The organism is Enterobacter sp. 22452, from assembly GCF_052045065.1.
Taxonomy (GTDB): Bacteria; Pseudomonadota; Gammaproteobacteria; order Enterobacterales; family Enterobacteriaceae; genus Enterobacter; species Enterobacter mori.
In genome coordinates this window covers 195221-219175 of sequence record NZ_JBQEOB010000001.1, presented here as the reverse complement: position 1 = coordinate 219175, position 23955 = coordinate 195221, and the positions used below count along the sequence as shown (strand labels likewise).

The 23955-nt window shown below is 56.6% G+C and carries 22 protein-coding genes and 1 other annotated feature; of the genes, 9 read left to right on the top strand and 13 right to left on the bottom strand.

Annotated elements, in window-relative coordinates:
• Positions 1 to 31: 31 nt before the first annotated feature.
• On the top strand, positions 32 to 886 hold the full coding sequence (locus ACTJJA_RS01060) for a co-chaperone YbbN (RefSeq protein WP_440665663.1): 855 nt from the start codon (positions 32 to 34) through the stop codon (positions 884 to 886).
• A 50-nt stretch (positions 887 to 936) separates the two neighbouring features.
• Here the strand turns inward: ACTJJA_RS01060 and fetB are convergent, their stop codons facing one another.
• Together fetB and fetA are read right to left on the bottom strand one after the other, a co-directional pair.
• A complete protein-coding gene (gene fetB, locus ACTJJA_RS01055; RefSeq protein WP_010428226.1) occupies positions 937 to 1719 on the bottom strand; it encodes an iron efflux ABC transporter permease subunit FetB in 783 nt (260 codons plus the stop codon).
• On the bottom strand, positions 1712 to 2383 hold the full coding sequence (fetA, locus tag ACTJJA_RS01050) for an iron efflux ABC transporter ATP-binding subunit FetA (protein WP_440665661.1): 672 nt from the start codon (positions 2381 to 2383) through the stop codon (positions 1712 to 1714). The genes fetB and fetA overlap by 8 nt, the downstream gene beginning before the upstream one ends.
• 142 nt (positions 2384 to 2525) lie before the next feature.
• Here fetA and ACTJJA_RS01045 point away from each other — a divergent pair, with 142 nt between their 5' ends.
• The 3 genes from ACTJJA_RS01045 to ACTJJA_RS01035 are packed head-to-tail and all read left to right on the top strand — an operon-like array spanning position 2526 to position 4783.
• Positions 2526 to 3377 carry a hypothetical protein gene (locus ACTJJA_RS01045; protein ID WP_010428223.1) on the top strand — a complete coding sequence of 284 codons (852 nt, stop codon included), beginning with the start codon at positions 2526 to 2528 and terminating at the stop codon, positions 3375 to 3377.
• Between the two features lie 42 nt (positions 3378 to 3419).
• Positions 3420 to 4334, top strand: a complete 915-nt coding sequence (locus tag ACTJJA_RS01040; RefSeq protein ID WP_042715719.1) for an SPFH domain-containing protein — start codon at positions 3420 to 3422, stop codon at positions 4332 to 4334.
• Positions 4331 to 4783, top strand: coding sequence for an NfeD family protein (locus ACTJJA_RS01035; RefSeq protein ID WP_042715721.1), 453 nt, complete (start codon positions 4331 to 4333; stop codon positions 4781 to 4783). Before ACTJJA_RS01040 ends, ACTJJA_RS01035 begins: the two co-directional genes overlap by 4 nt.
• Here the strand turns inward: ACTJJA_RS01035 and cueR are convergent.
• Positions 4780 to 5190 (bottom strand): Cu(I)-responsive transcriptional regulator, encoded by a 411-nt coding sequence (gene cueR, locus ACTJJA_RS01030; RefSeq protein ID WP_010428217.1) that lies wholly within the window; start codon positions 5188 to 5190, stop codon positions 4780 to 4782. The genes ACTJJA_RS01035 and cueR overlap by 4 nt on opposite strands.
• 108 nt (positions 5191 to 5298) lie before the next feature.
• Between cueR and copA the strand changes: the two genes are divergently transcribed.
• The 3 genes from copA (at position 5299) to ybaK (ending at position 9320) form a co-directional block, all read left to right on the top strand.
• Entirely contained in the window at positions 5299 to 7797 is a 2499-nt protein-coding gene (copA, locus tag ACTJJA_RS01025) for a copper-exporting P-type ATPase CopA (RefSeq protein WP_440665658.1), read from the top strand.
• Between the two features lie 49 nt (positions 7798 to 7846).
• Complete coding sequence (locus ACTJJA_RS01020; protein WP_010428208.1) at positions 7847 to 8641, top strand: TraB/GumN family protein; 795 nt, start codon at positions 7847 to 7849, stop codon at positions 8639 to 8641.
• A gap of 199 nt (positions 8642 to 8840) precedes the next feature.
• A complete protein-coding gene (ybaK, locus tag ACTJJA_RS01015) occupies positions 8841 to 9320 on the top strand; it encodes a Cys-tRNA(Pro)/Cys-tRNA(Cys) deacylase YbaK (RefSeq protein ID WP_440665655.1) in 480 nt (159 codons plus the stop codon).
• A gap of 94 nt (positions 9321 to 9414) precedes the next feature.
• Here ybaK and ushA read toward each other — a convergent pair whose 3' ends face one another.
• Entirely contained in the window at positions 9415 to 11067 is a 1653-nt protein-coding gene (ushA, locus tag ACTJJA_RS01010) for a bifunctional UDP-sugar hydrolase/5'-nucleotidase UshA (RefSeq protein ID WP_440666552.1), read from the bottom strand.
• 164 nt (positions 11068 to 11231) lie between these two features.
• Between ushA and ACTJJA_RS01005 the strand changes: the two genes are divergently transcribed.
• Both ACTJJA_RS01005 and ybaL read left to right on the top strand, forming a co-directional pair.
• Complete coding sequence (locus ACTJJA_RS01005; RefSeq protein ID WP_440665653.1) at positions 11232 to 12452, top strand: MFS transporter; 1221 nt, start codon at positions 11232 to 11234, stop codon at positions 12450 to 12452.
• Positions 12453 to 12684: 232 nt separating this feature from the next.
• Complete coding sequence (gene ybaL / locus ACTJJA_RS01000) at positions 12685 to 14361, top strand: YbaL family putative K(+) efflux transporter (protein WP_010428204.1); 1677 nt, start codon at positions 12685 to 12687, stop codon at positions 14359 to 14361.
• 184 nt (positions 14362 to 14545) lie between these two features.
• On the opposite strand, the gene ACTJJA_RS00995 is transcribed toward ybaL, so the two are convergent.
• From ACTJJA_RS00995 to ACTJJA_RS00955, 9 genes are all read right to left on the bottom strand, one after another.
• On the bottom strand, positions 14546 to 15850 hold the full coding sequence (locus ACTJJA_RS00995) for an inosine/guanosine kinase (RefSeq protein WP_089598006.1): 1305 nt from the start codon (positions 15848 to 15850) through the stop codon (positions 14546 to 14548).
• A 62-nt stretch (positions 15851 to 15912) separates the two neighbouring features.
• Complete coding sequence (hemH, locus tag ACTJJA_RS00990; protein WP_010428201.1) at positions 15913 to 16875, bottom strand: ferrochelatase; 963 nt, start codon at positions 16873 to 16875, stop codon at positions 15913 to 15915.
• A gap of 124 nt (positions 16876 to 16999) precedes the next feature.
• Complete coding sequence (adk, locus tag ACTJJA_RS00985) at positions 17000 to 17644, bottom strand: adenylate kinase (RefSeq protein ID WP_010428200.1); 645 nt, start codon at positions 17642 to 17644, stop codon at positions 17000 to 17002.
• Positions 17645 to 17873: 229 nt separating this feature from the next.
• Complete coding sequence (gene htpG, locus ACTJJA_RS00980) at positions 17874 to 19748, bottom strand: molecular chaperone HtpG (protein ID WP_010428198.1); 1875 nt, start codon at positions 19746 to 19748, stop codon at positions 17874 to 17876.
• A gap of 110 nt (positions 19749 to 19858) precedes the next feature.
• Complete coding sequence (gene recR, locus ACTJJA_RS00975) at positions 19859 to 20464, bottom strand: recombination mediator RecR (protein WP_008499298.1); 606 nt, start codon at positions 20462 to 20464, stop codon at positions 19859 to 19861.
• The gene (locus ACTJJA_RS00970; RefSeq protein ID WP_010428194.1) at positions 20464 to 20796 is read right to left on the bottom strand and encodes a YbaB/EbfC family nucleoid-associated protein; all 333 of its coding nucleotides are present in this window, start codon (positions 20794 to 20796) and stop codon (positions 20464 to 20466) included. Before ACTJJA_RS00970 ends, recR begins: the two co-directional genes overlap by 1 nt.
• A gap of 53 nt (positions 20797 to 20849) precedes the next feature.
• On the bottom strand, positions 20850 to 22766 hold the full coding sequence (gene dnaX, locus ACTJJA_RS00965; protein ID WP_440665649.1) for a DNA polymerase III subunit gamma/tau: 1917 nt from the start codon (positions 22764 to 22766) through the stop codon (positions 20850 to 20852).
• Positions 21456 to 21520: a sequence feature (DnaX frameshifting element), on the bottom strand. It overlaps the preceding gene by 65 nt.
• A gap of 88 nt (positions 22767 to 22854) precedes the next feature.
• Positions 22855 to 23406 carry an adenine phosphoribosyltransferase gene (apt, locus tag ACTJJA_RS00960; protein ID WP_010428187.1) on the bottom strand — a complete coding sequence of 184 codons (552 nt, stop codon included), beginning with the start codon at positions 23404 to 23406 and terminating at the stop codon, positions 22855 to 22857.
• 151 nt (positions 23407 to 23557) lie between these two features.
• Complete coding sequence (locus ACTJJA_RS00955) at positions 23558 to 23935, bottom strand: DUF454 family protein (protein WP_010428184.1); 378 nt, start codon at positions 23933 to 23935, stop codon at positions 23558 to 23560.
• Between the last annotated feature and the right edge of the window lie 20 nt (positions 23936 to 23955).

Here is a 23955-nt window from a genome sequence, read left to right as displayed (position 1 = left end):
TAAAGAACAAACCGACAAAAGAGAAAGCCGCATGTCCGTACAGAATATCGTCAATATTACTGAAGCAAACCTGCAACAGACGCTGGAACAGTCGATGACCAAACCGGTGCTGTTCTACTTCTGGTCTGAACGCAGCCAACACTGCCTGCAGCTGACGCCGGTACTGGAGAGCCTTGCCGCGCAATACAATGGTCAGTTCATTCTCGCTAAGCTGGACTGTGACGCCGAGCCGATGGTGGCGTCTCAGTTTGGCCTGCGCGCCATTCCAACCGTCTATCTGTTCCAGAACGGACAGCCTGTTGATGGCTTCCAGGGGCCGCAGCCGGAAGAGGCGATCCGCGCCCTGCTGGATAAAGTGCTGCCGCGCGAAGAAGAGCTGAAAGCGCAGGAAGGTATGGCGCTGATGCAGGAAGGCAAATACGACGAGGCGCTGCCGCTGCTCAAAGACGCGTGGCAGCTGTCGAATCAGAACAGCCAGATCGGCCTGCTGCTGGCGGAAACGCAGATTGCCCTGCACCGTTCAGAAGACGCGGAAGCCGTGCTGAAGACTATCCCGATGCAGGATCAGGACACCCGCTATCAGGGACTGGTTGCGCAGATCGAACTGCTGAAACAGGCGGCGGACACCCCGGAAATTCAGCAGCTGCAGCAGCAGGTTGCCGACAACCCGGCCGATGCCGCGCTGGCAAGCCAGCTGGCGCTGCAGCTGCACCAGGTGGGGCGTAACGAAGAGGCGCTGGAGCTGCTGTTCAGCCATCTGCAAAAAGATCTGGCCGCCGCAGACGGTCAGGCGCGTAAGATGTTCCAGGAGATCCTGTCCGCGCTCGGCACCGGTGACGCACTGGCGTCGAAGTATCGTCGTCAGCTGTACGCGTTGCTCTACTAACAAAAAAATGCCCGGTGGCGCTAACGCTTACCGGGCCTACAAAAGACGGTTTATTCCGACCTTTTCAACTGCGTCACCACCAGCTGGTGACGCGAGTTGTAAAACTTCCGGTAGGTTAAATAGCAGGCAATAATGGTCGACAGGCTTGCCGTAGAGAGCAGCATAAAAGTCACCATAATCTGATACTTAATCGCTTTTACCGGATCGATCCCCGCAAATATCAGCCCCGACATCATCCCCGGCAGACTCACCAGCCCCACGGTTTTGGCTGAATCTACCGTTGGGATCAGCGATGAGCGAATGCTCTCACGAATCAGCCGCGCCGAGGCGACTTTAGGCGTCGCCCCCAGGCTTAATTTCTCCTGTAGCTGCTGCTGTTCACTGCTGAAACGCTGTCCGAGGTTGTTGTAACACAGCCCCACGGCAACCATGGCGTTCCCCGCGATCATGCCGGAAATCGGGATCACCTGCATTGGAGTGAATTCAATGGAACCCGACAGCACCAGAACCGCCAGCGTGAGCGCCGTACCGGTCGTGATGGCGATAAACGAAGAGACGAACGCTTTATCGATATACTTGCTGCGCTTTTGCGCATTCCACGCGGCATTGAAGCAGATAAACAGCACCATCAGCAGGGTCAGTACCGCATGGTTGACGTTGAAAATGTACTTCAGCACATAGCCAACGATGATGAGCTGAATCACCGCGCGGCAGATACTCCACAGAATGTCTTTTTCCAGCCCTAGCTTTTCCCGGTAGCTGACCACAATCGCAATCAATACCAGCACCATCGAAAACGCCAGGGATTCATTGGTAATATTATGTTCACCCACGGTTTGCCTCCTGCATTTTTCCGCCCTGTGGTTGAAGGGTAATGACATCATCCGCATGGGTTATTTCGTTTGAATCATGCGTTACCCACAGCACGGCAATATTCTGCTCGCGGGCGTAGCGATGAATAATGTCGTTGACGTTGCGTTTGTTCGCGTCATCCAGCGCGCTGGTGATCTCGTCGAGCAGCAACACCTTCGGCAAGAACTGCAGATTGCGGATCAGCGACACGCGCTGCTTTTCCCCGCCGGACAAGGTGCTAATGGATTTCGTCAGGGTGTCCTGCGGCAGCCCAAATTGCGCCAAATCGGCGATAAATTTTTCAGGCTCTGGGGTTTTGCTGCGGATTTGCCACGGGAAAATCAGGTTATCGTAAACCGTATCGCCAAACAGCGTTGGCGTTTGCACGCAATAAGAGACTTGCTGGCGATAGCGTTCTGGTGAAAGTGTGGCAATATCCTTCCCTTCAAAAAGTATTGCTCCCTCCGTTGGGCTCAACAGCGAAGCCACTATTTTCAGCAACGTACTTTTACCACAGCCTGACGGACCGGCGATCAGTTTGAATTCGCCTGGTGAAAGACAAAAATCGACATGTCGAAGGATCGTATTTCCCCCCACGCCGAACCCAACATCCCTGATATGCAAAAGTTTTTTTTGATCGTTCATTTCGCTTCCGTTAACAGATTTTTGTCATCACTGCCTGTAGCATAATCCTTTCACCTGCACAGTGCGAATAGCCTTAATCTATGGCGAGTGTTAAACTTTTCGCACGCTAATTGTCACCCCATCACTACAGGAAGTAAGCAGCATGACACATATCTTTTATGAGTTCCCTTCCCTGAAGCCTGGTGTTCCCGATGTCGAAACATTAATGGAAGTCATCAAATCTTCGGAACTCACAAGTTTTGTCATCGGTGCAGAGGTTGTCGATTTTGTTAAAAAGGCTCTCATCGTGAATACCACGATTGGCAGTTTCAAAAATTGCTATTTCGCCTTCGACAATGGCACCCACTTCCTTGAATTTGATGGCAAGGGAAAATCGAAACGCTTCAACGACGTGCCGAGCTGGTTCGTCTCTCCGGCTGAATTTTCTCGAACCCAGTGGCTTATTAACCACGATCTTGCTGATGTAAAGGCAACCCAGTTTATTGACGTGCTGATGTCCTACCCGCTGAAAGAGCGCCGCGCACACTGTAATTTGTTATTCGGGCTGGAACTGGAAAAGGTGAATGCGGTTCCGGCAGCAGCGTCAAAGGCGGGTAAAATCGGTAATAAAAACGGCAAAACCACCAAACCGCGCGTGACCGACCTGGGATCGTTTGAATTGTTTAGCCAGTTCTTTGCGCGGATGAAAACCGCCGTACTGGCCGATGAGTTCCCAACCCTGCAGGTTCTGACCGGAATGGATAACATGGCAAAAGCGCCACATAACTTAAAGCAAGGTATCCGAACCTGGTTTAAAGCAATTACCGGGGATCTCCCGCCAAACAACAAGCGTGTTGAAGCGGGAAATGCGGTTTTATTCTGCGCCCCGATCCGCGAACACATTCAGCAGATAGAGACGGTTGGGCTGGCGAATTACTACCAGGGATTATCCAAAGCGATTGCCGCTGCGGGTGATGGCTTCATTTCTGACTTTACCTATACTTACGAACAATAAACACGCAGTTTACTCATCACAGCATTCAAAACAGGAGGTTTTATGCTCATCGTTGTTCCCGTCCTTATTTTTGTTGCGCTGGTCATTGTGGGCGCAGGCGTCAAAATTGTTCCTCAGGGTTATCAGTGGACCGTAGAGCGCTTCGGCCGCTATACCAACACGCTGCAGCCGGGCCTGAGCCTGATTGTCCCCTTCATGGATCGCATTGGTCGTAAGATCAACATGATGGAGCAGGTGCTGGATATTCCTTCTCAGGAGATCATCTCTAAAGACAACGCCAACGTCACCATTGATGCCGTCTGCTTTATTCAGGTGATTGATGCGCCTAAAGCGGCCTATGAAGTGAGCAACCTGGAGCTGGCGATCGTCAACCTGACGATGACCAACATCCGTACCGTACTCGGCTCCATGGAGCTGGACGAAATGCTCTCCCAGCGCGACAGCATCAATACCCGCCTGCTGCATATTGTCGATGAAGCGACGAATCCGTGGGGGATCAAAGTCACCCGTATTGAGATCCGCGACGTGCGCCCACCGGCTGAACTGATCGCCTCCATGAACGCCCAGATGAAAGCCGAACGAACCAAGCGAGCCTACATTCTGGAAGCAGAAGGGGTGCGTCAGGCCGAGATCCTCAAAGCGGAAGGGGAAAAACAGTCGCAGATCCTGAAAGCCGAGGGCGATCGTCAGTCCGCATTTTTACAGGCGGAAGCGCGCGAACGTTCGGCAGAAGCGGAAGCCCGTGCGACGCAGATGGTATCCGAGGCGATTGCCGCCGGTGATATCCAGGCCGTGAACTACTTCGTCGCGCAAAAATATACCGATGCGCTGAAAGAGATCGGCTCCGCGAACAACAGTAAAGTGGTGATGATGCCGCTGGATGCCAGCAGCCTGATGGGGTCGATTGCCGGTATAGCCGAGCTGATCAAAGACAGTGGAAACGAGCGTAAAAAATGATTGAGCTGATCGTTGCACATCCCCATGCCTTCTGGCTAAGCCTCGGTGGCTTACTGCTGGCGGCGGAGATGCTGGGCGGCAACGGCTACCTGCTCTGGAGCGGCGTTGCCGCAGTCATTACCGGGCTGGTCGTCTGGCTGCTGCCTGTCGGCTGGGAGTGGCAGGGTGCACTGTTTGCGGTACTCACGCTGGTGGCCGCGTGGCTGTGGTGGCGCTGGCTGAACCGACAGGTGAAAGATCAGAAACCGGCAGACGCCCACCTTAATCAGCGCGGACAGCAGATTGTCGGCAAGCGTTTTACGCTCGACAGCGCACTGGTGAACGGGCGCGGGCACATGCGGGTGGGCGACAGCTCGTGGCCGGTGGTGGCCGACGATGACCTCAGCGCCGGTACCCAGGTCGAGGTCATTGCGGTGGAAGGCATTACCCTGCGGGTGAAAGCCTGTTAAGCATGCGCCTTACGGTGACAGCAGCCAGCAAGGTTGTCGATAATCGGGCAATCGGCGCTGTCATCGCCCGGGCATGAGTCCGCCAGCCCCAGAAGCTGTTCGCGCATCGCCTGCAGTTCTACAATGTGGCGTTCAATCTCCGCCACTTTTTCCAGCGTGCGCTTTTTCACATCGGCGCTGTGGCGCTTCGGATCGTTAAACAGGTTAACCAGCTCGCCGCACTCTTCCAGATTAAACCCCACCTGTCTTGCCTGGCGCAGCAGCGTCAGTTCATCAAGATGCAGCTGCGTGTAGCTGCGGTAGCCGTTTTCACTGCGCAGCGGCGGCGTGACCAGCCCTTTCTCTTCGTAAAAGCGAATCGCTTTGCTGGTTAAGCCGGTTTTTTTCGCAACGTCACTGATATTCACATTTCCCCCTTGACCTTCCCCTTGATGGAAGGTTTAACCTTCATAACAGTTAGCGAAAAGCAGAGTGAAGGTCAACAATTGACCAGAACATTATACGGGAGTTTTGTTATGTCTCACACTATCGACCTGACGCTGGACGGCCTCTCCTGCGGCCACTGTGTCAAACGCGTTAAAGAAAGCCTGGAACAGCGTCCTGACGTTGAAAGCGCTGACGTGACTATCGATCATGCCGCCGTGATCGGCAGCGCCAGCGCGGATGCGCTGATCGATACCATCAAGCAGGCCGGGTACGGGGCGGAGTTAAGCCACCCAAAGGCTAAACCGCTGGCAGAGTCATCATCCCCGTCGGAAGCACTGACAGCGGCCACTCCTGAGCTTCCGGTAGCGGATGATATTGATGACAGCCAACAGCTGCTGATCAACGGCATGAGCTGCGCCAGCTGCGTCTCCCGGGTACAAAATGCATTGCAGGCCGTACCGGGCGTCGCGCAGGCACGGGTAAACCTCGCGGAGCGCACTGCGCTGGTGATGGGCAGCGCCTCCGCCGCAGATTTAGTCCAGGCCGTAGAGAAAGCGGGCTACGGCGCGGAAGCGATTGAAGATGACATCAAACGCCGCGAGCGCCAGCAGGAAACGGCTGTCGCCACCATGAAACGCTTCCGCTGGCAGGCCATCGTTGCGCTGCTGGTGGGTATCCCGGTGATGGTGTGGGGCATGATCGGTGACAACATGATGGTCACTGACGACAACCGCACGCTGTGGCTGGGGGTTGGTGCGATCACGCTCGCCGTGATGGTCTTTGCAGGCGGACATTTCTATACCAGCGCCTGGAAGAGCCTGAAAAACCGCACCGCGACGATGGATACGCTGGTAGCGCTCGGGACCGGCGCAGCGTGGCTCTATTCCATGAGCGTGAACGTCTGGCCACAGTGGTTCCCGATGGAAGCGCGGCATCTCTATTATGAAGCGAGCGCGATGATTATCGGCCTGATTAACTTAGGCCATATGCTCGAAGCCCGCGCCCGTCAGCGCTCCTCGAAGGCGCTGGAAAGATTGCTTGATTTAACCCCGCCGACGGCACGCGTGGTGACCGACGAGGGTGAAAAAAGCGTCCCGCTGGCTGACGTGCAGCCCGGCATGACGCTGCGCCTGACGACGGGCGATCGCGTTCCGGTTGACGGCGCAATTCTCCAGGGCGAAGCCTGGTTCGATGAAGCCATGCTGACCGGGGAACCGATCCCGCAGCAAAAATCCCAGGACGATAACGTGCACGCAGGCACGGTCGTCCAGGACGGTAGCGTGCTGTTCCGCGCCAGCGCGGTCGGCAGCCACACCACGCTGTCGCGTATTATCCGCATGGTGCGCCAGGCACAGAGCAGTAAGCCCGAAATCGGCAAACTTGCCGACAGGATCTCCGCCGTTTTTGTTCCGGTGGTGGTCTGTATTGCCCTGCTGAGCGCGGCAATCTGGTATTTCTTTGGGCCAGCACCGCAAATCGTCTATACCCTGGTGATTGCCACCACGGTGCTGATCATCGCCTGTCCGTGTGCCCTTGGCCTGGCGACGCCGATGTCGATCATCTCCGGCGTCGGACGTGCCGCCGAGTTTGGCGTGCTGGTGCGTGATGCCGATGCCCTGCAGCGTGCAAGCACCCTGGACACGCTGGTCTTTGACAAAACCGGTACGCTGACCGAAGGGAAACCGCAGGTCGTGGCGGTGCATACTCCTGGCTTCTCAGAGGCTGACGCACTGCGTCTCGCCGCCGCGCTGGAGCAAGGGTCCAGCCATCCGCTGGCCCGCGCCATTCTCGATAAAGCCAGTGACGCTACCCTGCCGCAGGTTAGTAACTTCCGCACCCTGCGCGGGCTCGGGGTGAGCGGCGAAGCCGACGGCCACACGCTGCTGCTGGGGAATCAGGCGCTGCTCAATGAAAACGGTATTGATACTTCATCGCTGGAAGGCGAACTGATTGCTCAGGCATCACAGGGCGCAACGCCCGTACTGCTCGCTGTAGACGGTAAAGCCGTCGCCATGTTGTCGGTGCGCGATCCCCTGCGCCAGGACAGCGTGGATGCATTAAAACGTCTGCACCGTGCGGGCTATCGTCTGGTGATGCTGACCGGGGATAACCCAACAACGGCCAACGCCATCGCCAAAGAGGCGGGTATTGATGACGTCATTGCGGGCGTACTGCCGGATGGTAAAGCGGATGCCATCAAGAACCTGCAAAGTCAGGGCCGTCAGGTGGCCATGATCGGTGACGGTATTAACGACGCACCGGCGCTGGCGCAGGCAGAAGTGGGTATTGCCATGGGCGGCGGGAGCGATGTCGCGATTGAAACGGCGGCCATTACCCTGATGCGCCACAGCCTGATGGGCGTTGCGGATGCGCTGGCGATTTCGAAAGCCACGTTGCGCAACATGAAGCAGAACCTGCTCGGGGCATTTATTTATAACGTCTTCGGCATTCCGATTGCCGCCGGGATTTTATGGCCGCTGACGGGCGCGCTGCTGAACCCGGTGGTTGCCGGGGCGGCAATGGCGCTCTCCTCCATTACCGTGGTGAGCAACGCCAACCGTCTGCTGCGGTTTAAACCGAAAGATTGAACCTTGTTCTCGTACGCGCTAGCATGATCCTTTCGGTCATGGAGCGCGTATGAGTCTGTTTAATCGTATAAAAGCATCGTTTCGCGCCCTCTTTCCCCGACGTTATGCCTGGCCCGGTATGGATATCTCACTTCCGGGCGGGCAACACCTGCACCTTGTAGGAAGCATCCATATGGGCACGCAGGATATGTCCCCGCTGCCCGCTGGCCTGATAAAACTGCTGAAGAATGCCGACGCGCTGGTCGTCGAGGCGGATATTTCGGGCCATGAATCCCCCTTTGCGGGTCTGGAGAGCGATCGTCCTCTTGCGGAACGTCTCAGCGAAGCCCAGCTTACCGAACTGACGCGGCTCGCGGATGAAACCGGTGTATCGCTCGCCATGCTGGACACCCTTCCACTCTGGCAGATTGCCATGGTGCTGCAGGCGACGCAGGCGCAGCGTCTGGGCTTGCGCGGTGATTACGGCATTGATTATCAGCTGCTGAATACGGCAAGAGCGCGCAATCTCCCGATCATTGAACTGGAAGGCACGGACAGCCAGATCGGGCTGCTGCGGCAGCTTCCCGATGACGGTCTGATCCTGCTGGATGACACCCTGACCCACTGGCACACCAATGCCCGTCTGCTGCAAACCATGATTGGCTGGTGGCTGGATGCGCCGCCGACGGACAGTAAGCTAGTGCTGCCGTCTACCTTCAGTGAATCGCTGTATGATGTGCTGATGAACGCGCGCAATCAGGCGTGGCGAGAAACGCTGCATGCCCTGCCTGCCGGGCGATATGTCGTCGCGGTCGGCGCGCTGCATTTGTATGGGGAAGGGAACCTGCCGTCGCTGCTGAAATAAAAAAATGGCCAATATTTCTATTGGCCCGTCAAAGAGGAATTTCATCGTTTTTATTATACCGAAGGAGACCTTCGGCTGAGCCGATTGTCGCTCAAAGTGACCATCACTGCCAATACTATTGCGCAAGATGGTGCTATTTTTTAGACAAACGTCAGGCGTATGCTGTTGGCATAAAATGTCTGTCGTAAGAAGGATAGCTATGACTCCCGCCGTTAAATTACTCGAAAAAAACAAAATCTCTTTCCGGATCCATACTTACGATCACGATCCGAATGAAACCAATTTTGGTGATGAAGTGGTGCGCAAGCTGGGGCTGAACGCTGACCAGGTCTATAAAACGCTGCTGGTCGCGGTGAACGGCGATATGAAACATCTCGCCGTGGCGGTAACGCCCGTCGCCGGGCAGCTGGATCTGAAAAAGGTCGCCAAAGCGCTGGGGGCAAAAAAGGTCGATATGGCGGATCCGATGGTTGCGCAACGCACTACCGGCTATCTGGTGGGCGGGATCAGCCCGCTCGGGCAGAAAAAACGGCTGCCGACGCTGATCGATGCACCTTCGCAGGAATTTGAGACGATCTATATTTCGGGCGGCAAGCGCGGGCTGGATATCGAACTGGCCGCGAGCGATCTGGCGAAAATGCTGGACGCGAAGTTTGCCGATATAGCGCGCCGGGATTAAAAGAAAAGCCGGGTGGCGGCTACGCCTTACCCGGCCTACATTTTGCGCCCGTAGGCCCGGTAAGCGCAGCGCCACCGGGCAAAAACGCCCCGCACTACTGCCAGCTCACCTCACCTTTCGGCTCATACGCATTCACGTCAATCGGTGAATTCTGCTCGATGAACTGCTTCAGCACTTCCGCGTCGATAAAGCCGGTATTCACATAGCCCGGTTTATTATCAATATGCGGATAGCCGTCGCCGCCCGTGGCGTTAAAGCTTAACGTTGCCAGACGGTACGTTTTCGCCGGGTCAACCGGTTCGCCCTTGATCTTCAGATCGTTAAGCTTGCCGTCTTTCGCGACGAAACTCACGTTAGCAAACTGCGGGTAGGCACCCGAGTCCGGCTTCATCTGCGCCACGGCGGTGAGGTAGTCAATCACCTCTTTCCCGCTCATATCCGCATACACCACCACGTTGCCGAACGGCTGTACCTTCAGCACATCTTTATAGGTGATGTTTCCACCTTCGATGGAATCACGAATGCCGCCGCCGCTCATTACGCCAAAGTCAGCGCCAGTGCGCGCTATTTGCGCCGCCAGCACCAGATGGCCCATGTTGGTCTGCACGAAGCGGACTTTGCTGCGGTCCCCTTCCAGGCGGCCATTGAGCGTACCAATCTTCACCTCCAGCTGCGCCTTGCCTTTGTTCTGGAACGGCGTCAGCAGGGAGAGCATCTGCTGGTTTTCTGCAATTTCAGGCGTGTAAAGTACGCGCTCACTTTTCCCGTCCGGGTAGGTCACCTTCTTCTTCAGGTTGACCGGAATGAGCTGATAGTGGACCAGCTTCATCTCGCCGTTACGGAACTCGAAATCTGCACGCCCTACGTATTTACCCCACTCGTGCGCCTGTACGATCCAGATACCGTTCTGACGGTCCGGCGCGCACGGCGTGCCCGGCACGTAGTCCACCTGCTTTTTATTCTCGGACGCCATACACACCGGATCCTGTGAGTGACCGCCCACAATCATTGCCAGCGAGCCCGCAGGCAGGCTGCGCGCCATCTCGACGTCGCCCGGCGCATTGGAGCCGTGCGCGCCGTTGTCGTAGTGACCCATGTGAGTGGTGGCGATAATCACGTCCGGTTTTTCGTTCTGCTGCAATTCCTGAATCACCAGCTTCGCTTCGTCTGCCGGTTTACGGAATTCGATATCGGTGAAGAACTCAGGGTTACCAATTTTGGCCGTGTCGTCGGTAGTGAGGCCAATGACCGCAATTTTTAAGTCTTGACGCTTAAACAGCGCCCAGGGTTTAAACAGGCGTTCGCCGGTGCTTTTCTGATAAATATTGGCAGAGAGGAACGGGAATTTAGACCACTTCTCCTGCTGGCGCAGCACGCTCAGCGGGTTATCGAATTCATGGTTACCCACGGCCATCGCGTCGTAGCCAATCAGATTCATGCCGCGAAAGTCAGGCTCGGCATCCTGTAAATCAGATTCCGGCACGCCGGTATTAATATCCCCGCCCGAGAGCAGCAGCACGCTACCGCCTTCTGCGGCGACCTCTTTACGAATACCGTCAACCAGTGTTTTTTGCGCCGACAGGCCATATTCCCCGTATTCACTGCGCCAGAAATGACCGTGGTGATCGTTGGTATGCAGAATGGTAATTTTATAGGTTTTGTCTTTTTCATATGCCTGTGCGGGCAGGCTTGTCAGCCCCCAGGCCGCTATCAACGCCAGCGCGACGCCACGCTTCATTAACTTCATCATCTCTCTCCCTGACCAATAGACAAACGCAAAAATTACAGTGACTCACAAGAATAGACAAATAAGTTTTCAGAATTGCGACTTTCTTCAAATGTCACGGACGGGTATGTTAGTCGGATAATAATTACACCCTGCATTTCTCACAACAAATCGACGTGGTATTTATGGCAATCAGTGAATCAACCCAGCCCGTCCCGGGCGCTCCGGCGTCGCCGCCAAAATCGCGCACTTCCTTTAAAGTTTTAGGCGCAATCAGTCTCTCGCACCTGCTCAACGACATGATCCAGTCGCTGATCCTGGCAATCTACCCGCTGCTGCAGTCCGAGTTCTCGTTAACCTTCGTACAGATCGGGATGATTACCCTCACCTTCCAGATGGCCTCCTCGCTGCTGCAGCCGGTGGTCGGTTACTGGACGGATAAATACCCAATGCCGTGGTCGCTCCCCATTGGCATGTGCTTTACCTTGAGCGGGCTGGTGCTGCTGGCAATGGCGGGCAGCTTTGAAGCGGTGCTTATCGCCGCCGCGCTGGTGGGGACAGGCTCGTCCGTCTTCCATCCGGAATCCTCCCGCGTGGCGCGTATGGCCTCCGGTGGTCGTCACGGGCTGGCGCAGTCCCTGTTCCAGGTAGGCGGTAACTTTGGCAGTTCCCTCGGCCCGCTGCTGGCCGCGGTGATCATCGCCCCGTACGGCAAAGGCAACGTGGCGTGGTTTGTGCTGGCCGCGCTGCTGGCGATTGTGGTACTGGCGCAAATCAGCCGCTGGTATGCCGCTCAGCATCGCGTGAACAAGGGCAAACCTGTAGCAAAGGTTATCAATCCCCTTCCCCGTAACAAGGTTATCCTGGCCGTAAGCGTGCTGCTGGTGCTGATTTTCTCGAAATACTTCTATATGGCGAGCATCAGCAGCTATTACACCTTTTATCTGATGCAAAAATTCGGATTATCGGTACAAAACGCGCAGTTCCACCTGTTTGCCTTCCTGTTTGCGGTGGCAGCAGGAACGGTGATTGGCGGGCCTGTAGGCGACAAAATCGGGCGTAAATATGTGATTTGGGGCTCAATCCTCGGTGTTGCACCCTTCACGCTTATTTTGCCCTACGCATGCCTGGAGTGGACGGGGATTTTGACCGTCATTATTGGTTTTATTCTGGCCTCTGCCTTCTCGGCCATTCTGGTCTACGCACAGGAGCTGTTACCGGGGCGTATCGGTATGGTTTCCGGGCTCTTTTTCGGATTTGCCTTCGGCATGGGCGGCCTTGGTGCGGCGGTGTTGGGCATGGTTGCAGATCACACCAGCATCTTCCTGGTCTACAAAATCTGTGCTTTCCTGCCACTTCTGGGGATATTGACCATATTCCTGCCTGATAACCGTCATAAAGCGTAATTTATGGGTCGCCAAAGTTAAACTCTGGCGACCTTTCCCCCTTATGCCATAAGGGTTTCTTCTCACCTTCCCTATCAAACTTGTCCAAAAGGGCTTTTTTTCACGCTTATTGCTCTTTTATTCAAACTTCAACAATTATTCATAAACATAAGGGTAAAAATTGTCATAAACTATTACCTGGTCTTTTGGTATTCATGCCAAAAATGGAACACTCACCACGAAAGGAGACGGAATGCACCACGCCACACCGCTTATCACCACCATTGTTGGTGGACTTGTGCTCGCTTTTATCCTTGGCATGATTGCCAATAAACTGCGTATTTCTCCTCTTGTCGGCTATCTGTTAGCGGGTGTACTGGCGGGTCCTTTTACGCCGGGTTTCGTGGCGGATACCAAACTGGCTCCTGAACTGGCGGAATTAGGCGTGATTCTGCTGATGTTTGGCGTCGGTCTGCATTTTTCACTGAAGGACCTGATGGCGGTAAAGTCTATCGCCATACCGGGAGCGATCGCCCAGATAGGGGTGGCGACGCTGCTGGGAATGGCGCTTTCAGCGGTACTGGGCTGGTCGCTGATGACCGGCATCGTGTTTGGGCTGTGTCTTTCAACCGCCAGTACCGTGGTGCTGCTGCGCGCGCTTGAAGAGAGACAGCTGATAGACAGCCAGCGCGGGCAAATCGCAATAGGCTGGCTGATCGTTGAAGATCTGGTGATGGTGTTAACGCTGGTGCTGCTGCCCGCCGTCGCCGGGATGATGGAAAAAGACAACGTCGGCTTCGCCTCGCTGGCGTTGGATATGAGTATCACCATCGGTAAGGTTGTGGCCTTTATCGCCATCATGATGCTGGTGGGCCGCCGTCTGGTACCGTGGATCATGTCCCGCACTGCGGCGACAGGTTCCCGCGAGCTGTTCACCCTTTCGGTACTCGCTCTGGCGCTGGGTATCGCCTTTGGTGCCGTTGAGCTGTTCGACGTCTCGTTTGCGCTGGGCGCGTTCTTCGCCGGGATGGTGTTGAACGAATCTGAATTAAGCCACCGCGCGGCGCACGACACGCTGCCGCTGCGTGATGCTTTCGCCGTGCTGTTCTTCGTCTCCGTCGGGATGCTGTTTGACCCGTTGGTTCTGATCCAGCAGCCGCTGGCGGTGCTGGGCACGCTGGCGATCATTATCTTTGGTAAGTCCGTTGCCGCCTTCTTCCTGGTGCGGATGTTTGGCCACTCGCCGCGTACGGCGCTGACCATTGCCGCCAGCCTGGCGCAGATTGGTGAGTTCGCGTTTATTCTGGCCGGTCTCGGCATGGCGCTTAATCTTCTCCCGCAGGCCGGTCAGAATCTGGTGCTGGCGGGGGCGATCCTCTCCATCATGCTGAACCCGGTGCTGTTTGCCCTGCTGGAAAAATACCTCGATAAAACGGAAACCCTGGAAGAGCAGACGCTGGAAGAGGCTATCGAAGAAGAGAAGCAGATCCCGGTGGATATCTGCAATCACGCGCTGCTGGTTGGCTTTGGCCGCGTGGGCAGCCTGCTCGGTGAGAAGCTGATGGCGCAGGGCATTCCGCTGGTGGTGATTGAAACCTCACGCACACGCGTTGACGAACTGCGCGAGCGCGGCATTCGCGCGGTGCTGGGTAATGCGGCAAACGAAGAGATCATGAATCTGGCGCATCTGGACTGCGCCCGCTGGCTGCTGCTGACCATTCCGAACGGCTACGAGGCAGGTGAGATTGTCGCGTCCGCGCGCGCGAAGTGTCCGACTATCGAGATTATTGCCCGCGCACATTATGACGATGAGGTGGAATACATCACCGAGCGCGGCGCGAATAAGGTCGTCATGGGTGAGCGTGAGATTGCGAACACGATGCTGACGCTGCTTGAGAAAGCGCCGGTTGAAGAGGCTGTTACGGGCTGAGTGTTGTGCGGCCTGATGCCCTCACCCTAGCCCTCTCCCACAAGGAGAGGGAATAAACACTAAAAACGGCAACCTGGTTGCCGTTTTGCTTTTACCTTGTGCGGCCTGATGCCCTCACCCTGGCCCTCTCCCACAGGGAGAGGGAATAAACACTAAAAACGGCAACCTGGTTGCCGTTTTGCTTTTACCGATCCCAATACGCCTCTTCGAGGCTGTCTTCCCGTTCCGGGAGGCCACGCGTTAAGCGTGGGGAGTGCTGATTCAGCACCTGATAGCTCACGCGGTTCGCGTATTTACACACCTGCGCCAGCGACGAATAGGTCAGCCAGCTAAACTTATGCTTGCTGGAGTTCGGCACGTTGGTTTTGTGGTAAGCGTTAGCGGTGATGTCGTGCAGCAGCGCGGCCAGCGCGCCATCGCCCGCGCCGTTGGTGTTCATGATCTTCTCTGGCCCGCCCATGTACGGCGCGATGTGGGAGTAGATACGCAGCGGGTTGGTGCAGTCTTTATGGCGCATACCGCGGCTGAATTCGAACTGGTTGAATTCGGCAATCGCGCCAGGCAGCAGCGGATGCTGGGTTTTGCGTTTGCTCTCTTCTTCCGTGAAGCCCGCCATGTACAGCCCGACAGGTCCGGCGGTGCAGAGCACCAGATCTACCCAGTCCAGCGCTTTGTCAGACGCCAGCAGCGGATCGCTTTCGCCGGTCAGCGCTTCGGCCTCTTCTTCGTTCATCGCCAGAATCGAAACGTGTTCTTTCAGGAAGGCCTGCCACCACTCTGGGTTGTCGGCGATAACGAATTTGGTCCCCAGCGTCAGGACGACCGGGACATCGTACTTCTTCGCGTACTCGATCGCCTTCATGGTCGCGTCCGGCATCGGCTCGCCCGGCTTGCAGCGCACCAGATACGACGTGAGCACCAGCGCAGAGGCGCCCGCAATGACCTCTTCAGGAATACTCTCTGCGCGCAGCTTGTTCATGTGGCCAGGGCTGATGGCAAAGGTACGCTCGCCGGACTCACCAATGAGGGTAAAGCAGCGGCCAATCGGGCCGTCTACGCCCTGCAAATAGTTCAGGTCGGTACGGCTGGAGGTGTTGCACAGGTAGCGATAGGCGTAGCCGCCGATTTCGATATTGCTGCACATCACGCCGAGCAGCACCGAACGGTCGTCCGCCAGCACGGAGTAGTTGTGCATGGTGTTGCCAATGGTGCCACCGGCAAACTGATGGGTGATCAGATTTTCACGCACCAGCTCCTGGTACAACGCTTCGGCAACGTCGTCCTCGATCACCAGCGAATGCCCGGCGCTCAGACCGTAACGCGCAACAAACGCATCATCCACTTTGGCTTCAATATCCACCAGCGTCTGATCGATACCCACCACCCATGCGGCGCTGGTTTCATTTTCAGGCTGGATTTGCTGCAGGAGCGGATCGCGAGCGTTAACGGGGAAGTAGTGTTTTGATTTACGTTTACCGGGAAATTTCATGGTCTGAACTGTGCAAGGAATAGAAGCCGGGAATGGTAGCACAAACCCGGCCTCAAGCGCGATCAGCGGCTGTTCGTCACCAGCGAGACCATCATGTCGATATGCTCAGGAGAGTCGTTAAGTGCCGGAATGTACTCGTACTTCACACCGCCAGCTTCAAGGAAAAATTCCCGGTTTTGTACCGCAATCTCCTCCAGCGTTTCCAGACAGTCGGCCGAGAAGCCCGGCGACATCACCTGAATGTGCTTCACGCCCTTCTCGCCCAGCATTTTGAGGGTTTCATCGGTGTACGGCGTCAGCCACGGCTCGCGGCCGAAGCGCGACTGGAAGGTCATCATCACCTTCTCCGGCGGCAGGCCAAGGGCGGAGACCAGCTCGCGGGTGGTATCGCGGCAGCGCTGCGGATAATCATCCCCTTCATTGGCGAAACGCTGCGGAATGCCGTGATAGGAAAGCAGCAGCAGATCCGGCTCGCCGTGCTTTTCAAACGACGCGCGCGCGCTGCTGGCAAGCGCCTTGATGTACAGATCGTTATCCGCGTAGTCGCGAATAAAGGTCACCGCAGGAATGCGACGACGCGTCTTCAGAATGCGCGCCAGCTCGTCCCAGACGGCAGCTACCGTCGAACATGAATACTGTGGATAGAGCGCCAGCACGACGATATGGTCAACGCCCTGCGCGAGCAGGTTTTCCACTGCGCTTTCCAGCGAAGGTGTTCCATAGCTCATGCCGAGCGCGACGGGCATATCCGGCAGGCGGGCGGCCAGCGCTTTCTCCTGACGGCGGCTGTACACCATCAGCGGCGAGCCCTCTTCCATCCAGACGGACTGATAAAGCTTTGCCACGCGCGGAGAACGAATCGGCAGAATGACGCCACGCAGCAGGGGCCACCACAGCAATCTTGGGGTATCCACGACGCGCGTGTCGCTTAAAAACTGTCGCAGATAGCGTTTTACCGCTGCTGGAGTGGGTGCTTCTGGGGTGCCCAGATTGGCAAGCAGGATGCCGGTTTTCGCCTGACTCATTCACGCCTCTTAACCATTTGATAGGTTGTCAATTGTAGCGGAAATGCGTTTAAACGAAACCCATTGCTGTAATAGGTGAGATGAGAATTTTTCTCACCCGGGGATCCGGGTGAGAGACAGGCAATTAGCCGAGGATTTTTTCCAGCTCTGCACGTACGTCAGCCACGGCTTTGGTACCGTCGACTTTGGCGTATTGGGTGTTACCCGCCTGCGCTTCTTTGGTGTAGTAGCCGATCAGCGGTGCAGTCATCTGATGGTATTCCACCAGGCGTTTACGCACGGTCTCTTCCTGATCGTCTTTACGGGTGGTCAGCTCTTCGCCGGTCACGTCGTCTTTGCCTTCAACCTTAGGTGGGTTGAATTTGATGTGGTAAACGCGGCCAGAAGCAGCGTGTACGCGACGGCCAACGATACGGTCAACGATCAGCTCGTCCGGTACGTCGAACTCCAGAACGTAGTCTACATTGATGCCCGCTTCCTTCATGGCGTCAGCCTGAGGAATGGTGCGTGGGAAGCCGTCCAGCAGGAAACCGTTACGGCAGTCTTCCTGAGCAATGCGCTCTTTGACCAGAGCAATAACCAGCTCGTCGGTCACCAGCTTGCCTGCGTCCATGATGTCTTTCGCTTGTTTACCCAGCTCGGAGCCAGATTTAACAGCGGCGCGCAGCATGTCACCGGTGGAGATTTGCGGAATACCGTATTTCTCCATGATGAACTGAGCCTGAGTTCCTTTACCCGCGCCCGGAGCGCCAAGCAGAATAATACGCATTGCGAAAATCCCCTCAAATGTCGTTTCAATTTTTCAAAAGCGCTAAACAATACCACCAGAACGGGCGTGGCTCAAGGAAGGCGGGAAGGCTGAAACGGTTAACGGGGGGAGATTATTTGGGTTCGTGCGATTGATTCCCCCTCACCCTAGCCCTCTCCCCAAAGGGGAGAGGGAACTTGAACACCCTCTCCCCTTTGGGGAGAGGGCAGGGTGAGGGGTAGGTGTTTAATTACGCCAGCAGCAGCGCATTCACACGTTTAATGAACAGGTTAGGATCTTCCAGCGTGCCGCGCTCGGCCAGCAGGGACTGATCCAGCAGCAGTTCAACCCACTCGGCAAAGCGGGCGTCGTCCTGGGTGTCTGCCGCGCGTTTCACCAGCGGGTGATCCGGATTAAGCTCAAAGATATATTTCACTTCCGGCATCGCCTGGCCCGCCGCAGCGAACAGCTTCGCCATCTGGGTGCCCATTTCGTCGGCATCGGTGGTAACAATCGCCGGAGTATCAGTCAGACGGTGCGTGAAGCGCACCTCTTTCACGCGATCGCCCAGCAGCGTTTTCACGCGCTCAACGAACGGCTCCAGCGCCTTCTCGGCTTCTTTCGCACTTTCGTCCACTTCATCCGCCAGCTTGTCGATGGACTCGTCGGCTTTGGCCACGGACTGGAAGGATTTACCGTCGAACTCGGTCAGGTAGTTCATCATCCACTCGTCGATGCGGTCAGAAAGCAGCAGCACTTCGATGCCTTTCTTGCGCAGCAGCTCCAGGTGCGGGCTGCTCTTCGCCGCTGCGTAGCTGTCGGCGGTGATGTAGTAGATCTTCTCCTGCCCTTCTTTCATGCGGGAGACGTACTCTTCCAGCGACACGGTCTGTGCGGAGGAGTCGGTATGCGTAGAGGCGAAGCGCAGCAGTTTGGCGATCGTTTCGACGTTCGCGGTGTCTTCCGCCGGGCCTTCTTTCAGCACCAGACCGAACTGTTTCCAGAAGGTCTGATATTTTTCCGCATCGTCTTTCGCCAGTTTTTCCAGCATCTGCAGCGTACGTTTGGTCAGCGCGTTACGCAGGTTGCGGGTGACGGTGCTGTCCTGCAGGATTTCACGGGAGACGTTCAGCGGCAGATCGTTGGAGTCAATCAGGCCGCGCGTAAAGCGCAGGTAGTTCGGCATGAACTGCTCGGCGTCGTCCATGATGAACACGCGCTGCACGTAGAGCTTCAGGCCGTGCTTGTGATCGCGGTTCCACATGTCCCACGGTGCCTGCGCCGGAATGTACAGCAGGCTGGTGTACTCCTGCTTACCTTCCACGCGGTTGTGGCTCCAGGTCAGCGGGTCGGTAAAGTCGTGAGCGATGTGCTTGTAGAACTCGTTGTACTCGTCGTCTTTAATTTCAGACTTGTTGCGCGTCCACAGCGCCTGCGCCTTGTTGATCTTCTCCCAGGAGACAACGGTTTCACCGTCCTGCTCTTCCTGTTTCTCAATCTCAACCGGCAGCGCGATGTGGTCGGAATATTTGCTGATGATGGAGCGTACACGCCAGTCGTTCAGGAAATCGTCTTCGCCTTCACGCAGGTGGAGGGTGATTTCGGTGCCGCGATCCGCTTTGGTGATGTCATCAACGGTGTATTCGCCTTCCCCTTTGGATTCCCAGAACACACCATTTTCTGCGCTTTCGCCTGCCGCGCGGGTGCGCACGGTGACTTTGTCGGCAACGATAAACGCCGAGTAGAAGCCCACACCGAACTGGCCGATCAGCTGGCTGTCTTTCGCCTGGTCAGAGCCCATGGACTCGAGGAACGCTTTGGTGCCGGATTTGGCAATGGTGCCGAGATGGTCGATCACCTCGTCGCGATTCATCCCGATGCCGTTATCGGCAATGGTCAGGGTGCGGTTCTCTTTATTGAAAGAGACGCGCACGCGCAGCTCGCCGTCGCCTTCGTACAGGTCCGGGTTGGACAGCGCGCGGAAGCGCAGCTTGTCCGCCGCATCGGATGCGTTGGAAATCAGCTCACGCAGGAAGATTTCTTTGTTGGAATACAGGGAATGGATCATCAGGTGCAGAAGCTGTTTTACTTCTGACTGGAAACCACGGGTTTCTTGTCCTTTCATCTAAGTCGACCTCAACAATGCCATTTAATGGGGTTGTAAAACGTTGAGTGAGAGATGGGGATAAGGGAGGAAAATTTCAAGCGGAGGCCACGCGCGCAGCCTCCGTTTGGTCAGAAAATAATCTTGTGACGCCCGGCCAGAGAGTGCGACAGCGTGGTGCCGTCGACCATTTCCAGCTCGCCACCCACCGGCACGCCGTGGGCGATGCGGCTGGCGTCAACGCCGTACTGCGAGCACAGTTCGGCGATGTAGTTAGCGGTTGCCTCCCCTTCCACCGTCGGGTTGGTGGCGAGGATCACCTCTTTGATGGTTTCGGACTCAAGACGCTGTTCAAGGCGGTCGAGACCGATATCATCCGGGCCAATACCGTCAAGCGGGGAGAGATGCCCCATCAGCACGAAGTAGCGACCAGAAAACTGCCCGGTTTGTTCGATGGCGTAGATGTCCGCCGGACTCTCCACCACGCAAATCTGACCGTTTTCCTGACGACGCGGGTTCGTACAGATGTTACACACGTCCTGCTCGGTAAAGGTGCGACAATCCGCACAGTGACCAATTTCTGACATGGCGCGGGTCAGAGCCTGCGCCAGGCGCATCCCGCCGCTGCGGTCGCGCTGCAAAAGCGTGAACGCCATGCGCTGCGCCGACTTCGGGCCAACGCCCGGCAGGCAGCGCAGTGCTTCCATTAACTGCGTGAGCAGCGGACTGGTTTGCATCAGAATGGCATCTTGAAGCCCGGCGGCAGTTGCATACCGCTGGAAACAGAGGCCATTTTCTCTTTCTGGGTTTCGTCGATACGGCGCGCGGCATCGTTAAACGCGGCGGCAACCAGATCTTCCAGCATATCTTTGTCGTCTTCGAGCAGGCTTGGGTCGATTTCCACGCGGCGGCAGTTGTGCGCACCGTTGATGGTCACTTTTACCAGACCGGCACCGGATTCACCCGTGACTTCCAGCTGAGCGATCTCTTCCTGCATCTTCTGCATTTTTTCCTGCATCTGCTGAGCCTGCTTCATCAGGCCACCCAGACCGCCTTTTCCACCGAACATAGGCTTCTCTCTCTTTCACGTTTAAGGATTACAACCGTAAGTCAGACTCACGATCAAATGGGGCGAATACTCTCTTCATCCAGATCGGCGTCGAAGAACCGGCGCAGGGTCTGAATGTTGTTATCCGCGATAATTGACTCGCGCGCCTGCGCGAGCTTCTCTTCATAAATGGCCTGGCGCCACTCCAGCGGCGTTCGCACTGCGGGATTATCATCTTCAATGATAGTCAATTCAACCGGCGCACCCTGCAATGCGGTGAGCGCCTCCGCCAGCGCCTTTTGCGCACCAGGGGAATTCAGATGTCGCTGGCCCGGACGCAGGTGCAGACGCACCTGGTTGCCCTCTTGCTCTTTCCAGGCGTTGAGCGCGACCTGCTCTACCAGCTTCGGCAGCTGCAGTTTGCTGACCTCAGCGGCCCAGGCGTCCCGCTCGATTGACTCTTCGGCGAGCTTCGCGGCAAGCTCCGGGGTTTTCTCATGCTCCAGCGCTTTCTTCAGCGCTTTTGGCGTGGCGACCTCTTCCTTCACCGTTTCGGTGATGGTGGTCGCCTTCCAGCGGTAAGCCTCTTCTTTCGCCGGGGCTTTCTGCTCGAGCGCGGACGGTGCCGGACGCGACTGAACGCGCTCCGTTACCGAGGCCAGTCGTTCAAGCGCGGCGTTGTTCACCGGCCGCGCTCTTGCTGGCGCTGCCGGTTCACTCTTTTTTGGTTTGGTTACTCCCTGCGCACGCTGCAACTGACTGCGTGCGGCAAGTACCGAACTGGTGGCATCCGACAGCGGCACGTTTTGTGTCGGCTGCGGCGGCACCTGCTGCGGCGACATCACCGCGGTCGGGGCGACCGGCGCGAAGGACTCTCGCGGCACTTCCGGCTCCGGCAATGGCATGCGCGGCTGGAACGCCAGCGCGCGCAGCAGCGTCATTTCAACGCCCATCCGGCGATCCGGCGCGAACGGCAGCTCTTTGCGGCCAATTAGCAGCGTCTGGTAGTAAAGCTGAACGTCGGCAGGCGGCACGGTGCGGGCGAGTTCACGCATCCGCTGCTCAATGGCGGCCATATCCGCGCCGATTGCCGATGGAGAGAGCTGCAGCATCGCCACGCGGTGCAGCAGGCTGAGCATTTCAACCAGCAGACCTTCCCACTCCACGCCTCGGGCGGCAGCCGCGTTTACCAGCGACATCACGCGTTCGCCGTTGGCGGCAATCATCGCTTCGATAAGCGAGAGCGCCTGATCGTCATCCAGCGTACCGAGCATGGTGCTGACCGCGTCGGTCGAGAGCTTGCCGTCACCGCTGGCAATCGCCTGATCGGTCAGGCTTAACGCATCACGCAGGCTACCGTCCGCCGCGCGGGCCAGCAGTTGCAGGGCGCGCGGTTCGTGGACAATTTTCTCTTCATCGAGAATGTGTTCAAGCTGCGCGCGGATCTGCTCAACGTCCAGCGCCTTCAGGTGGAACTGCAGGCAGCGCGACAGAATGGTAACCGGCAACTTTTGCGGATCGGTGGTCGCCAGCAGGAACTTCACGTGCGCGGGCGGCTCTTCCAGCGTTTTCAGCAGGGCGTTGAAGCTGTGGCGCGACAGCATGTGCACTTCATCGATCAGGTAGACCTTGAAGCGACCGCGCGCCGGGGCGTACTGCACGTTATCGAGCAGATCGCGGGTGTCTTCCACTTTGGTGCGCGAGGCGGCGTCAATCTCAATCAGATCGACAAAACGCCCCTGCTCGATTTCCCTGCAGTTATCGCACACGCCGCACGGGGTGGCGGTGATCCCGGTTTCACAGTTGAGACCTTTCGCCAGCAGACGGGCAATAGATGTCTTACCGACGCCGCGGGTGCCGGAAAAAAGATAGGCGTGATGGATGCGACCTAGCGACAAGCCGTTCGCCAGGGCCGTCAGCACATGTTCCTGACCGACAACGTCAGCAAAGGTTTGTGGTCGCCATTTACGGGCTAACACCTGATAACTCATGGGCAGGCTCTGCAACGCTGGAAGGTGAATTTATGGAGGGGAATGCTATCACAACCTCACTCATTGAGCGAGGTTGTGAGGAACGGGATTAATGACCCGGGAATGGCACCAGGCTGTAGCTGGTAATACCTTGTTTTTCCAGGCGCTGTTCGCCGCCCAGATCGAACAGGTTGATGATGAATGCCGCGTCGGTCACTTCTCCACCCAGACGGCGGATCAGCTTCACGGTCGCTTCGATGGTGCCGCCGGTTGCCAGCAGATCGTCCACCACCAGCACTTTGTCGCCTGGCTTGATGGCATCCACGTGGATTTCCAGCTGATCGGTGCCGTACTCCAGCTCGTAGCTCTCAGCAATGGTTTCACGCGGCAGCTTGCGCGGCTTACGCACCGGCACAAAACCCACGCCCATTGCCAGCGCAACCGGTGCGCCAAACAGGAAGCCACGGGCTTCGGTACCTACTACTTTGGTGATCCCTGCGTTTTTATAACGCTCCACCAGCAGTTCAATGCTGAGCGCGTACGCTTTCGGGTCTTCCAGCAAGCTGGTGACATCACGGAAAAGAATGCCAGGCTTTGGATAGTCCTGGATGCTTTTGATGCTGTTTTTCAGAAATTCAAGCTGCTGTGCAGTTGCGGTCATCGGTTTGTGCCTAAGTGAAACAGTGTTACTCACGGCGCGCAACGAGTCGGTAAAGGTAACAATTGCTTAACCTTTAACCAAGCGCACCTGTGCTCGAAAACGGTCGAATTTACTGGCTGTACGCAATAATTGCAACAGCCATGATGAGGCTTCAGTGCTTTTGTTGCTTTTCATCAACCACGGGGATCCGCCACATAAAGATAAGCAGACAGGTCAGGATCGCCAGCAGCAGAATGCGTACCCACATCATTTTCACCAGCCATAATGAAATGGCGAAGGTGATGAGGATCACCGCGATCGCGCGCGGCTTCGCGCCGGGCGGCATGGCCCGGTGTTTTTGCCAGTACCGCAGATAGCCGCCAAACCATGAGCGGTAGAGCAGCCAGTGGTGAAAGCGCGGCGATGAACGGGCGAAGCACCAGGCCGCCAGCAGAATAAACGGCGTGGTCGGTAATAGGGGTAAAACAACGCCCAGCGTGCCCAGTACTACCGCGAGCCAGCCAATGATGATTAAAATAGTACGCTGCATAATGCGAATCGTTATCAAAC